This is a genomic window from Shewanella hanedai, assembly GCF_007197645.1.
Taxonomy (GTDB): Bacteria; Pseudomonadota; Gammaproteobacteria; order Enterobacterales; family Shewanellaceae; genus Shewanella; species Shewanella hanedai.
On record NZ_VKGK01000003.1, the window covers coordinates 33295 to 46429 of the forward strand.

Consider the following 13135-nt stretch of genomic DNA (forward strand, 5'->3'; position numbering starts at 1 on the left):
TATACATACCTGTTTAACCTTGAAGTTAAGCGAACTGCTCGATACATATTGGTGGTACGTGAATATAAAATGTTAACTGAGTGGTAATAATTAACAAAAGTGATTAATTACATCAGGAAAATAAGTGTTATCTGAATGGTGGCTATTTAAATTTACGTAACTAAATTGTTAATAATAAATGTTAAGCATTAGCGAGAGCTAATTAATATTTTGAATAAGAGCTTTTGATAATTATTTTTACTTACGCAATACGGTCAAAATATATTCTCACTTAATCATTACCTAGGGTTAATGAAAGGGGGGAATAACTAATATAAAAATAACCAATATGTTAAGGGTGAACATGAAGTCTCATTTTACAAAAACGCTAATAGGTGCGGCAATTTCAAGTATGTTCATGGGTGGCGTTGCAATCGCTGCTGATGATGTAGATGCCATTAATCCAGCAAGTTTATTGGAAAATATGTCTTACGAGGTATACGGTATTGTCGCATTACAAGCCGCATATCGCGATTACGATACTGGTACTGTCAAAGGTGACGAAGATTTAAGTGGGCTGCAGTTAAACAACGAAACCCGTATTGGTTTCCGTGGTAAAAAGCAATTTGCTAATTTTGGCCCTACGTTTGTTTGGCAAGTTGAAGGCGGTTATGTTGACCCAAGCTTTGGTGGTTCAGGTTCTGGGTTTGGTGACCGTGATACATTTGTTGGTTTCGAAAGTGCTGAGCTGGGTTTAATCCGTGCTGGCCGAGTATTAACCCCCTTGTATGAGTTGGTTGACTGGCCGGGCTCAAACCCTGGAATGGGTGATGTATACGACTGGGGTGGTGGTATTGGCGGCATGAAAAATCAAGACCGTCAATCAGACACCATTCGTTGGGATACACCTTTGTATTTTGATGCCTTGTCTTTTGATATTGCCGCTGGTGCTGGTGATAAAGCTGGCTTAGGTGAAGGTAAAGATCACTGGGTAGGTTTTGCTGGTCACTACACATTAGGTCCTATTCAGTTTGATGCAGCCTATGAAGGCAACCGTGATGTACAAGCTGAAGACACTTTATGGTCAAATGACACTTATCTAGTGGGCCTTCAAGGCTGGTTTGACAATGGTATCTCTTTCTTTGCTCAGTACAAGATGATGGAAGCGTCAGAAACCAATGGTACTGAAGAGAAACAAAATGCCATGACATCAGGTTTGATGTATACCACAGGTTTATGGCAGTACAAATTGGGTTATGCGAAGAATTTCGATCTTGAGCGTGACGGTCAAACCATCGATGATTCTGCAGACAGCGTCTTGTCAGCCCAAATCATGTATTTTGTTGATCCATCAGCCGTACTTTATGCCCGTATTCGTACAGTTGATTTTGGTAAAGCAGCAGAGATTGTCAATACTCCAGTTGGAGATGCAGTTTCTTATCGCTGGAAGTCTGCTGACTTCAATGAATTCTCAGTGGGCGTTGAATACTCTTTCTAAGTCTCTCTAGAAGCCGATAACTGTGATTAAACACAGTTAGTTAAAACGGTTACCTTTACGCAGCAGGTTCACTGCTGCGAAAGGTTGCCTTTAATTTCCTCTCAATCAGTGACTCTCTATTCTAGCTTACTCCATTTCGCTTATCGCTCTTGGCGAGAGCACTCAGCTTAACTTCAATATTCCAAGTGATCCCTCTAGTCACTGAACCTTATATCAGCATTACCTAACGTAAGCGTTTGAAAAATAAAGAAGACAAATGTTGATGTTTTGTTTATTCGTGGTTACTCTAATTGTGGTTGTTTGTTATTTTTTTATGGAGTAGGAATATGGTCAATCTCAGCAGTTTAAAAAAATCAATGAGCCTTATTGCATTGGCGTCACTCAGCGTTGGATGTACAGCGACAGACAATATTCAATTATCTCAAACTGATCTGTCACTATTAGACGGGAAGTCTGTTGTCTTTGTCTATAGAGAGCTGCCGAGTTTTATCACGTACATCACAGCAGGTGGTGACACTTCTGATTTTCCTCAAGGTCGAATTAACCTTAACGAGCTCAATATTCAAAGCCCGACAAATACGGTTGGAGAAAAGCTGGTTGCTGATTTAACCCAACGATTTGGCTTGAACGCGACAGTGGTTAATGAGCCGATCACATTAGATAACAACGAAACGTTTTTAGCGGCTCGATATGGGGCTGATTATATTCTTGATAGTGAAATCCAAAGTTGGAGCATCGTGCAACAACCGTTTGGTTGGGGTCGGTATAACCTTGATTACTCTTCACAAGTACGTCTAATTGATACTAAGACCGCTAAAGTTATCTCTCAGGGATCTTGCAGTAATGTGATTGAGTATAACGAAGGGTTTAGTAATCAAACGTTACTGGATAAAAATGCCAAAGGGTTAAAAGCCGTTATAGAAAAAGCGACAGATAAGTGTTTTGAAGAACTAAAACGACACACTTTCAACGCCTAGAAATACACGCCTACAAAAGCCAGTTATACAGAATCTGTTACAGAAACTTATACTAGTGTAAGTTTCTGTATTTCATGGCTCCTCTATTTTTATTTTCTGCCTTAAGCTAATGTCGCATACAGCCCTGCGCCAGTTCTAATAAGAGCTGGCGGATACCTGCTGGTTATGCATAAGCACGCCGAATTCTAATCACTCCAATGTGCTGTTTGTTATTCTTATCAGTGGCAGGAATTTTCTGACGTCCATCTTTTTTATGTTCTATGGCTGCCGCAAGGGATTGAAAGTCCCTGACTGAGGGGATACTGTGATCGTTGAAATTTTAGACAATGACGTGGGTGTGTTCAATTAGTCGTCATTTGAATGCCCGAAGCTAATCGTTTTTCTCAGCTCTGAGCTGTTCTAACACTGGGATAAATTCTCATAAAATAATTAACGGAGTAATAATGATGAGATTTCTGATACTTTTATTCGTTTCAATTCACATTAGCGGTTGTTCTTGGGTTGCATGGCGAGGGTATGTTGATCCTGTCACTACCCCAGCGCCTGGCAGTTATGTCAAAGTACCGGGTGGCTGTTTTGAGATAGGCGTTCAAAACTTAAACCTTGAGCAAAAGAAGGCGATTTTAGAGGCGGCTGCGGTAGTGTGTTCTGTCTGGAAGAGCAGGGAGTTTCAAACGCGTGTTACGTCTCAAACCTGGTTGGCTAGCTGTGACTTGAAAGATAATGGTACCAAGGATCTGCTCTCTGGTGAAGATGTGTTTAATCAGTTACAAAAAGGCTTACCAGAAGTGTTCTCAATTAACCCCAGAAACCCTTGGATGGCGATAGCTCAAGCACAAAGATCCGATACTGATCATACGCGTAACCGAGTGGCGATAGAGCCTAACAGAATCAGTGCTTGGTATGCCGCTGAAGGTACTGAAAGTGGTGAACTCATCAATACCTTTGCCCATGAGGTCACTCATCTTATTTCATCTCAGTTTCGCGATAGTGGTCATGGTTCTGATAAATGTCCTGATGCTAAACTCGTGAGTTACGGTATCGGTAATTTAACGGAAGAATTGGTTAAATAGTCCGGTTTTGGCCTTAAATTATAATGTTCGCTTGAGTTAGTGTTAAAGGTGTTGGAATGAGTGTGGAACATTTTAAAGGTCAATATGAAGTTGAGTTGAAGTATCGATTGAAGTCGAGAGCTGATTTTTTGCGGATATTAAACACGCTCAACTATGAAGTCATGTTTGAAGATAACCTTGAGTCAGATTGGTATTTTGATACGCCAAAACAGACACTCTTGAGTGATAGTAAGAGCCTTTGCATTCGTGAAATTGAGCCGTCTGGTATCAAGCTGTGGATTGTTAAGGGACCGGAAGCTGATCGCTGCGAGGCGACGAACATTACCAATGCAGAATCAGCCAAAAGCATGCTGGTGAATATGGGCTATCAAGTTTTCCTCTCGATGAAAAAAATACGCAGTATCTATTTTATCGGTCAATATCACCTGACTTTAGATAATCTTGAGGGGATTGGAGACTTTGCTGAGTTTGCCATTATGACCGACGACGAGTCACTGATTGCAGATTATAAAGCTGACCTAGAAGGCTTAGCGGGGAAGTTTGGCCTTAACAGCAGTGATCTTGAGTATAAGTCTTATCGAACTCTTTTCAGTGAATGACATCAATAATTAATGGCTTCTGTACCATAACGATGCGCGTTGTCGTCTATGGTACAGAGTTTTATGTCACAGAACTGCCATGTTAGCGTTTTACGCAGACAAATATCCCATTGCCAGAGACCTGATCCCATGGGGTGATTTTGTCATAATCATGTTCAAAAATATGTACGTCAAAATAGGGCTGTAGCAGCTGTTCCAATTCGTCAAAACTGATGGCCACCATCGGGTGTTCATCATGCCAAATTTGAGTTTCTTCTCGTGTGCTTTTTTCAATGCTGAGTCTCAGTGATTGCCTCTCACCATCGCCGCAATAATTCCAGCCTGAAGTGAACGTAAAATGACAGTCGTCATATTCAGCGGTATGCCTGACTGAAGAGGTGTTATCTATTTGACTTTTACCCACGGTGTTGAAGCAAAACATTCCGCCTTTACTCAGTGCGTTATGCACACTGGCAATGCACTGCTGTAACTTCTCAATACCATCGTTATAGTGAATGGAGTAGAGAAAGCAGGTGATCAAATCCAGTGGTTGCTCAATACTAAAATGGCACATATCCCCTAAGATAAACTCAGCTTCAGGGCAGCGTATTTGAGCGATATCCAACATCGGCTGATTGATATCTAATCCACGGCTTTGAAAGCCACTATCAATAAAGTGACGAATATGAGGCCCAGTACCACAGGCTAAATCAAGATGGGCGACACCGTCATTGCCGAACAGTCGATGTAATCTTCGAACATGGTTGCTTTGTGCTTGGTAATTGATGTCCGCACACATTAAATCGTAGTAGCCAGATAAATCAGAATATAACGCGGTTGAAGATGCACTTCTACTTTGAGCGAGGGACACGGGGTTTTACCAGCAAAATTAAGGGTGGCGAATATTATATTAATCACCCTAGATTGCGAAGAGAATTGAGATAGGTTCACCTGATGATTTTATCAATAATGTGATGCAACAAACCTTTTAAAGCCTGATGCTTTTATTTCTTGATAGTGTTGTCCTGTTTACCGACGATTTAGCTAGCTGAAACAGAGCGAATATATGATGCGACGACGAGCTTTTGTGAAGTTGTTTAATCTTGAGTTCGGCAATCAAGAGCATGGCTGAGTGACAAAGTACACATAACGAAGCAATAGCTGTGGGAGACGGTTTGAGTTTAAGTATAATCTCGCTCCGTTTGCCATAGAGAGTAGAACATGCAACCCCTTTACCTACGAGATGATTGTGTCATCGTTGCGGTCAATGACAGCAATTTAATGCCATTATTAGCCTTATCTCTAGCACCAGCACAACAAGGGTTTATTGAACCCATAAGTGACTGTTTAGCGGAAGCCAAACAAGAGCATCGCTTTATTCCCGTGGCATTATATTATCAACAGCAACTTGTAGGTTTTGCCATGTTCGGGGAGTTTTGTGAGCCGCAACAACGGATTTGGTTTGATCGATTTTTAATTGATATTCACTTCCAAGGTCAAGGGCTGGGTAGGCGTTTTGCTGAGTTAGTGATGAGTTACTTATATCAACGTTATGCCGTCGTTGAACTTTATTTAAGTGTGTATGCTGACAACCTTCACGCCATTAAACTATACCAACAACTAGGCTTTATTTTTAATGGCGAACAAGACCACAATGGTGAGTTAGTCATGTGTTGTGTATACCAATCTTCGAATGAAGATTGATCACATTTTCTTGTATAGCTTTCGGCTGGTTTGATATTTGGTGGTGTATTTGAAGGTCGTATCTTCATGGTTGTTTATTGCCTCCAGCAGGGTATGTGCAGCTACTTCAGTGACACGACACGAGTATATCCCTATAATCTCGGCCGTGACGTCCATGTCACGAACGGTCACTGCCGCATCTACACCTGATCATCTATCTCTTCGATTTGGCTTTACTTGGTAGAATTTTGTAAATCGTTTCTGCACCAAAGTTAGCTAGAGGAAAATTTGTTCACATCCTTGTTTATCAGCGTTTGCAATAACTCAGCTAATGCAAAATCTGACCCGTAATTTTCTGTTATTTCTGGTTTAACGTCTTAGGAGGTAAATGAAAGAAGGGGTAAGGAAAAGATGCCAGCAAATATATAACTATATTTACTGGTTGAATAATTAATTTATGAGTTCAAAAGTCTCATTCTCATGAAGGTTAGATGCAAAGCTATAAATAGCTTTTTTATCTTCAAACTGAGTAACATTTACCCCAATATTAAGCATTTCATTTGAAACTTCATTAAAAGCCCTTATGATATTGCTATCTTTTGTCATAGGATTTTCAACTGTAAACATCATGTGCTCAGGCTTAATAGTTTTAGCTTGAATCAACCTCTTAACTCGGCTAATCCATTGCTCTCCGTGCTCTATAAGGTTAAGTGGTCTAGCTTGATCAAAAGCGATAGGTTTTATTACTTTCGTTATGTTACCAATAGAGGCCACAAGAGGCATATTAACTGGCACATAATCAGCAACCAACCTTTGCTGTTTAAACCTAACATTATCTACATGGGTTTTAAGCTCATGCCTAAGCACTTTGACCATCTGCTGCTCACGATACTCTTTAGTCGCAAAGCTTCTTCCAATATAACGCTCAAAAAGTGCTTCTAATGCGATAGTTGGATCATCACATAACATTGAACTCGTTCCACCGAATGTCATCACACCTTCACGGTAACGAGTAACTTCCTGAAAAAAGTTTACCTGTTCCCTACCAAGCATTTTTCGTCCAAAGCTACGAACTCGCTCCAACTCTTCAGTAAAACTTCTAAGTGCATTGCTGTATAATGCACCATCAAGATCATCAAAAAAGTCAGTCACTCTAGCAAATCGCATTGGCGCTAGCTTGAAATCAACAAACCCTTGCTTTGGGGCGTATAATAAAATACCAACATTTGCAAATTCTTCTGTTTCTGCAAACGGCATAAAACGTATTATTGCGTATTTACATAAGTTGCTCATTGTATGCCCTCCCAAAAATCAGTGTGTTTATAGTGAAGCAATACTACTTTGATTTGTGCTTCAATGCTATCGAGATCGAATACTTCAAGCCACTCATCAGGGAGTTGCTCTATTGCTTCTTTAAGTGTAGCTAAAGAAGCTTTAAAGCGTTCTTCATAAAATTGATTATCGAGGAAATCAATTTTTTCATTCCAAGCTTCAGCCCCGATATGACATTGGTTAAAAGTATCTAAATCGAAATCAGGTTCGAATGATAAATTATGATCCAACACATAGACCCCATTAGTTTGAGGGTGGATAAACAAGTTAGGGTTCCCACCAAGAGCCGTTAAATTTCTATCATCATTTCTAATCCAGTAATCAAAGACAAATAGATCGCGGAGTAATTGCTTATCGATACGCTTTCTCTGAGCGACTGTAATATCTTGAATATTATAGATATACTGTGAAGCAAAACATACACCAGCCCCAAGGTCATCATAATCAAATTCAACAAGTACATTATCAACATACGCGAGTTTAAAGTCAGGAATTGGAAGACCAAAACCACGACATAAATGCCCGACTAACCATTCTTTTACTAGGCCTGTTCCTGTCGCTCTTGCGCCTTTTACAATATATTTGTGTCCATCATCAGCTTCACACAAAAAAGGTCCTGTTTGACCTTGTTTCATCTGCCGAATGATCTTGGTGATTCCAATCATTAAGTCATTCCAAAGAGATCACTGTTAGTAACGGTATTATTTTCAGTCAAGTATCACGGTTTTATACATATAAAATCAAATAATTATTCAATAATCGCCTAGTATGATCACCATTACTTCTAGTTAATTATCCTAAAGCTAACGTGAGTTGCTTTACTTCGTCAGTCATAGCAGCATGGATATACATCACGCAACTTACCTACAGGTAAGGGTGCGGAGCAAGAATAAACGAAGATACTTTTTCTAATTAATACAAGGCCAGCTAGAGCTAACATTCTAACCAATTCCTGTCCAAAAACGTGTTTTATCACTCGGTAATCACATGTGATCACCAAGGGACTTTGTCGTACCTTAACTACCAAGCGACTTTGTCGTTTCATTCATTAGACGTTACAACATGAATCTAATTCGAGAGATAGACACTCAGGTGTGAACGCGGCTGTGACCTTCGACGGCAAGGACGCTGTCGTAGAGGCTATAGACGTCAATGAAGGCATGCTTACCTGACAATAACCCAATACCAATTCAGCCCAAACAAAGAGACTTGGAAACTTATTATCCGATAAGTGACTAAAGCACCTTAGAGCGAAGCTCGCCATCGAGCAATTTTGTGGTGAGCAGATCGCCTGTTTTGACATCTGCAGCATCCAGTAACACCTTACCTGCCGCATCTTGTGTGATGCTGTAACCGCGGCTTAGCGTGGCAAGCGGGCTGACTGTTTGCAGTTGATGGGCGCTATTTTTCAATCTCATCTCGACATCATGTAACTTGTCTTTCATGCCATCGTTTAAACGCGTGGTTAAATAATCAAGACGCTTAGATTCTAGGGTTAATCTGTGCTCAGGAGATTGTTGGCTGAGTCTATGGTGCAAGTTTTGTTGCTTGATGGTCAAGGTATGTAATCGGGTGTTGAGTGCAGCGTTAAGGCGTAGCTGCATCTCATCAAATCTTTGTTCGAACTGCTCTAGCGTGCGTTTAGGATCTTGTCGATGGAGACGATTCTCCAGATTGCTGGTTCTTTGAATTGTTTTCAGCTGGTAGTGTTGCCAACTTTGCTTCAATCGAGATAAACCTGCTGCCAGTTTATGAGCTTTGTCGTCGGCATCCTTTGAAAGCAGCTCAGCGCCTGCTGAAGGAGTCGGCGCTCTTACATCGGCGACGTAGTCACTGATGGTGGTATCCACTTCATGGCCAACGGCTGAGACGACGGGCAGGGCACTGTTGTAGATGGTGTGGGCGAGATCTTCGCTATTAAAGCACCACAGATCTTCAAGAGAACCACCACCACGGGTGAGCAGTAATACATCGACCTCTTGTCTGGCATTGGCCACTTCGATGGCGCGGCAGATAAGTTTGGCAGCGGGCTCGCCCTGAACTTGGGTCGGATAGACTACTACCTCGATAGAGGGGTCACGTCTGGCTAAGACATTGAGTACATCTCTGAGTGCGGCGCCAGTGGCTGAGGTGATGACACCAATTTTATTAATGTTGGCTGGCAATGGGCGTTTGGTGTCGGTGGCAAATAGGCCTTCTGCAGCGAGCTTCATTTTTAACGCTTCATACTGCTGAGCTAACATGCCATCGCCTGCTGGCATCATCGATTCAAGAATAAGCTGATAATCGCCTCTTGGCTCATAAACACTGATCGAACCTTTTACCAATACTTGTTGGCCGTTGATGGGCTTAAAGGTGACAGAGCGATTCTTGCCTTTGAACATGGCACAGCGAATTTGCGCGAAGTGGTCTTTAAGAGTTAAGTACCAATGGCCTGAACCGGGGGCAGCAAAGTTCGATATCTCCGCATTTAGCCAAACTTTACCCAATTCTCCTTCGAGAAGTTGACGAACCTCTCCATTGAGACGGGAGACGGTGTAAACGTTATTTTTTGGCTTATTCATCAGTTTTTCACGCTTAATGGCACTTTTTTACTATTTTCCATTTACCAAGCCAAATATGCAAGGTATAATCTCGCCGCAATATTTTCACCTTTATTTACTACTCTCTTGGGGAGATGTTGCATGTTAAGATTAAAAAAAGAAGCACTTACTTTTGATGATGTGTTGCTGGTTCCAGCACACTCTACCGTTCTCCCTAATACTGCCATTCTCAAGACTCGTCTGACTAATACGATAGAACTGAACACACCTATTGTGTCTGCAGCCATGGATACCGTGACTGAAGCTCGCTTAGCGATCGCGATCGCTCAAGAAGGTGGACTCGGTTTTATTCATAAGAATATGACGATTGAGCAACAGGCCGAAGAAGTTCGTAAGGTTAAAATTTACGAAGCGGGTATTGTTCAACAGCCTGTCACCGTAACGCCGGCAACCACTCTTGATGAGCTTAAAGTACTGACAGAGAAAAATGGGTTCGCCGGTTATCCTGTCGTGAATGATGCACACGAACTTGTGGGTATCATAACTGGTCGTGATGTGCGTTTTATCACTGATTGGAGCCGTACAGTTGATAAGGTGATGACACCTAAAGATCGTCTTGTGACGGTACTTGAAGGGACTAAGCTAGATGAAGTTCAAACACTCATGCATTCTCATCGTGTTGAGAAAGTGCTCGTGGTTGATGCCAACTTTAAGCTTAAAGGCCTTATTACAGTTAAAGATTTCCAAAAAGCTGAGCGTAAGCCGAATGCATGTAAGGATGAGTTAGGTCGTCTGCGTGTTGGTGCTGCGGTTGGCGCAGGTCCTGGTAACGAAGAGCGTGTTGATGCTCTAGTTGCTGCTGGCGTTGATATCTTGCTTATCGACTCTTCACATGGCCATTCAGAAGGCGTGTTACAGCGTATTCGTGACACTCGCGCTAAGTATCCTGATCTTCAAATCGTGGGTGGCAACGTGGCTACTGCCGAAGGTGCATTAGCCCTTGTAGAAGCCGGTGTTAACGCGGTTAAAGTCGGTATCGGCCCTGGTTCTATCTGTACCACTCGTATCGTTACTGGTGTCGGTGTACCACAGATAACGGCAGTGTCTGATGCCGCTGAAGCGGTTAAACATCTCAATATTCCGGTTATCGCCGATGGTGGTATTCGTTTCTCTGGTGACCTAGCGAAAGCATTAGCTGCCGGTGCATCATGCATTATGGCGGGTTCTATGTTTGCTGGTACAGATGAAGCGCCTGGTGAAACAGAACTTTATAATGGCCGTGCTTATAAGTCATACCGTGGTATGGGCTCATTAGGTGCAATGACTCAGACTCAAGGTTCTTCAGATCGTTACTTCCAAAGTGACAATGCTGCTGACAAGCTTGTGCCTGAAGGTATTGAAGGTCGTGTTGCTTACAAAGGCAAGCTGAAAGAGATTATCCATCAGCACATGGGCGGTTTACGTTCGTGCATGGGTCTTACCGGTTGTGCAACCATTAAAGAGCTTAATGAAAAAGCGGAATTTGTAAAAATTACCTCTGCGGGTATGGGCGAGTCTCATGTTCACGATGTAACGATTAGCAAAGAAGCACCGAACTATAGCTTTGGTTCATAACTAAATCTGTAAAAAGATGATTGAGACGGGCGACATTGTGTCGCCCGTCTGTTAATCCATTTTAGTCAACCTTAGTCTCAACCTGAGCTGAAGTTGATATTGGCAATTTAGACAAAATAAAGGTTTCTCCATGAGCAATATTCATGAGCATAAGATCCTAATCTTAGATTTTGGTTCTCAGTACACTCAGCTGATCGCACGTCGTATTCGTGAAATAGGTGTTTACTGTGAACTTTGGGCTTGGGATGTTTCTGAAGCACAAATTAAAGAGTTCGCACCAAACGGCATCATCCTAGCGGGTGGTCCTGAAAGTGTCACAGCAGAAGACTCTCCACGTGCACCGGAATATGTTTTTAATGCTGGTATCCCTGTACTTGGGATCTGTTACGGCATGCAAACCATGTCAGAACAGCTTGGTGGTAAAGTTATCCAAGGCGTTGGTGAAGGTGAATTTGGTTATGCGCAGGTTGAACTTCAGACTCAGTCTGAACTGTTCAAGAGTATCGAAGATGCGATCAGTGATTCAGGAAAGCCTCTGTTAGATGTGTGGATGAGCCACGGTGATAAAGTCTCTGAAATCCCAGAAGGTTTCGTTGCTGTTGCGACCACAGCCACTTGTCCGTATGCGGCTATGGCTAACGAAGATAAAAAATTCTACGGCGTACAGTTCCACCCTGAAGTGACACATACTCGTCAGGGTAAGCGTATGCTTGAGCATTTTGCACTGGACATTTGTCAGTGTGAAGCGAACTGGAAACCATCATCAATTATCGAAGATGCAATCGAAAAGCTGAAGCTACAGATTGGTGACGATGAAGTGATTTTGGGCTTATCGGGTGGTGTTGATTCATCAGTTGTTGCTATGTTGCTTCACCGTGCTATCGGTGACAAGTTGACCTGTGTATTTGTCGACAATGGCTTACTGCGTCTTAATGAAGCAGAGCAAGTGATGGATATGTTTGGCGATCACTTCGGACTTAATATTGTCCATGTGAATGCTGAAAATCGCTTTTTAGATGCGATGAAAGGTGAAGCTGAACCTGAAGCTAAACGTAAAATTATCGGCCGTGTGTTTGTCGAGATTTTCGATGAAGAATCTAAGAAGTGTGTTAATGCCAAATGGCTTGCTCAAGGCACTATCTACCCAGATGTGATTGAATCTGCAGGCAGCGCAACCGGTAAAGCTCATGTGATTAAATCACACCATAACGTTGGCGGATTGCCAGATGATATGGAGATGGGACTGGTTGAGCCATTGCGTGAATTGTTTAAAGATGAAGTGCGCAAGATTGGTCTAGAGCTAGGTCTACCTTATGACATGCTTTATCGTCACCCGTTCCCTGGCCCTGGTCTAGGTGTACGTGTATTAGGTGAGGTGAAGAAAGAGTATTGCGATCTACTTCGTCTTGCTGACGCTATCTTTATCGAAGAGCTGCACAATGCCGACCTTTACAACAAAGTGAGCCAAGCATTTACTGTTTTCCTTCCTGTACGCTCAGTTGGCGTGATGGGTGATGGCCGTAAATACGATTGGGTCGTCTCATTGCGTGCTGTTGAGACCATTGACTTTATGACAGCTCATTGGGCACATCTTCCTTATGATTTCCTCGGTCGTGTATCGAACCGTATTATCAATGAAGTCGATGGCATCTCTCGCGTTGTTTATGATATATCAGGTAAGCCACCTGCCACTATTGAGTGGGAATAATCAACTAAAGTGAATCTTCACTGTTAGTGAAATAAAAGGGTTAGTGTATTCAATACACTAACCCTTTTTTTATGCCTGTAGTTTCCCTCCTGTCTAATCTCTTTAATCGCGAAGCCTTCAAACCTTTCATATACTTAAAAAATCAACATT

At 42.1% G+C, this 13135-nt stretch carries 11 protein-coding genes; 7 read left to right on the forward strand and 4 right to left on the reverse strand.

All coding sequences use genetic code 11. The features are described 5' to 3' along the window. Nucleotides 1-343: 343 nt before the first annotated feature. The 4 genes from FN961_RS03570 to FN961_RS03585 all read left to right on the forward strand — a co-directional run bounded on the left by FN961_RS03570 (nt 344) and on the right by FN961_RS03585 (nt 4126). A complete protein-coding gene (locus FN961_RS03570; RefSeq protein WP_143563178.1) occupies nt 344-1477 on the forward strand; it encodes a porin in 1134 nt (377 codons plus the stop codon). A 326-nt stretch (nt 1478-1803) separates the two neighbouring features. Then, nucleotides 1804-2454: an LPS assembly lipoprotein LptE gene (lptE, locus tag FN961_RS03575; RefSeq protein WP_143563179.1), complete on the forward strand. Its 651-nt coding sequence runs from the start codon at nt 1804-1806 to the stop codon at nt 2452-2454. A gap of 443 nt (nt 2455-2897) precedes the next feature. Then, entirely contained in the window at nt 2898-3527 is a 630-nt protein-coding gene (locus FN961_RS03580) for a hypothetical protein (RefSeq protein WP_143563180.1), read from the forward strand. Between the two features lie 56 nt (nt 3528-3583). Continuing rightward, complete coding sequence (locus tag FN961_RS03585) at nt 3584-4126, forward strand: class IV adenylate cyclase (RefSeq protein ID WP_143563181.1); 543 nt, start codon at nt 3584-3586, stop codon at nt 4124-4126. A gap of 82 nt (nt 4127-4208) precedes the next feature. Here FN961_RS03585 and FN961_RS03590 read toward each other — a convergent pair whose 3' ends face one another. Continuing rightward, entirely contained in the window at nt 4209-4904 is a 696-nt protein-coding gene (locus FN961_RS03590; RefSeq protein WP_143563356.1) for a class I SAM-dependent DNA methyltransferase, read from the reverse strand. Nucleotides 4905-5326: 422 nt separating this feature from the next. On the opposite strand from FN961_RS03590, the gene FN961_RS03595 reads away from it, so the two are divergent. Then, the gene (locus FN961_RS03595) at nt 5327-5809 is read left to right on the forward strand and encodes a GNAT family N-acetyltransferase (protein WP_185972714.1); all 483 of its coding nucleotides are present in this window, start codon (nt 5327-5329) and stop codon (nt 5807-5809) included. Between the two features lie 429 nt (nt 5810-6238). On the opposite strand, the gene FN961_RS03600 is transcribed toward FN961_RS03595, so the two are convergent. The 3 genes from FN961_RS03600 to xseA all read right to left on the reverse strand — a co-directional run bounded on the left by FN961_RS03600 (nt 6239) and on the right by xseA (nt 9684). Then, a complete protein-coding gene (locus FN961_RS03600; RefSeq protein ID WP_143563182.1) occupies nt 6239-7081 on the reverse strand; it encodes a DUF3037 domain-containing protein in 843 nt (280 codons plus the stop codon). Beyond that, nucleotides 7078-7785 (reverse strand): HipA family kinase, encoded by a 708-nt coding sequence (locus FN961_RS03605; RefSeq protein ID WP_143563183.1) that lies wholly within the window; start codon nt 7783-7785, stop codon nt 7078-7080. The genes FN961_RS03600 and FN961_RS03605 overlap by 4 nt, the downstream gene beginning before the upstream one ends. 570 nt (nt 7786-8355) lie before the next feature. Continuing rightward, nucleotides 8356-9684 carry an exodeoxyribonuclease VII large subunit gene (xseA, locus tag FN961_RS03610; protein ID WP_143563184.1) on the reverse strand — a complete coding sequence of 443 codons (1329 nt, stop codon included), beginning with the start codon at nt 9682-9684 and terminating at the stop codon, nt 8356-8358. 120 nt (nt 9685-9804) lie between these two features. Between xseA and guaB the strand changes: the two genes are divergently transcribed. Together guaB and guaA are read left to right on the forward strand one after the other, a co-directional pair. Beyond that, entirely contained in the window at nt 9805-11277 is a 1473-nt protein-coding gene (guaB, locus tag FN961_RS03615) for an IMP dehydrogenase (protein WP_143563185.1), read from the forward strand. A 130-nt stretch (nt 11278-11407) separates the two neighbouring features. Then, a complete protein-coding gene (gene guaA / locus FN961_RS03620) occupies nt 11408-12985 on the forward strand; it encodes a glutamine-hydrolyzing GMP synthase (RefSeq protein WP_143563186.1) in 1578 nt (525 codons plus the stop codon). The last annotated feature ends 150 nt before the right edge of the window (nt 12986-13135 follow it).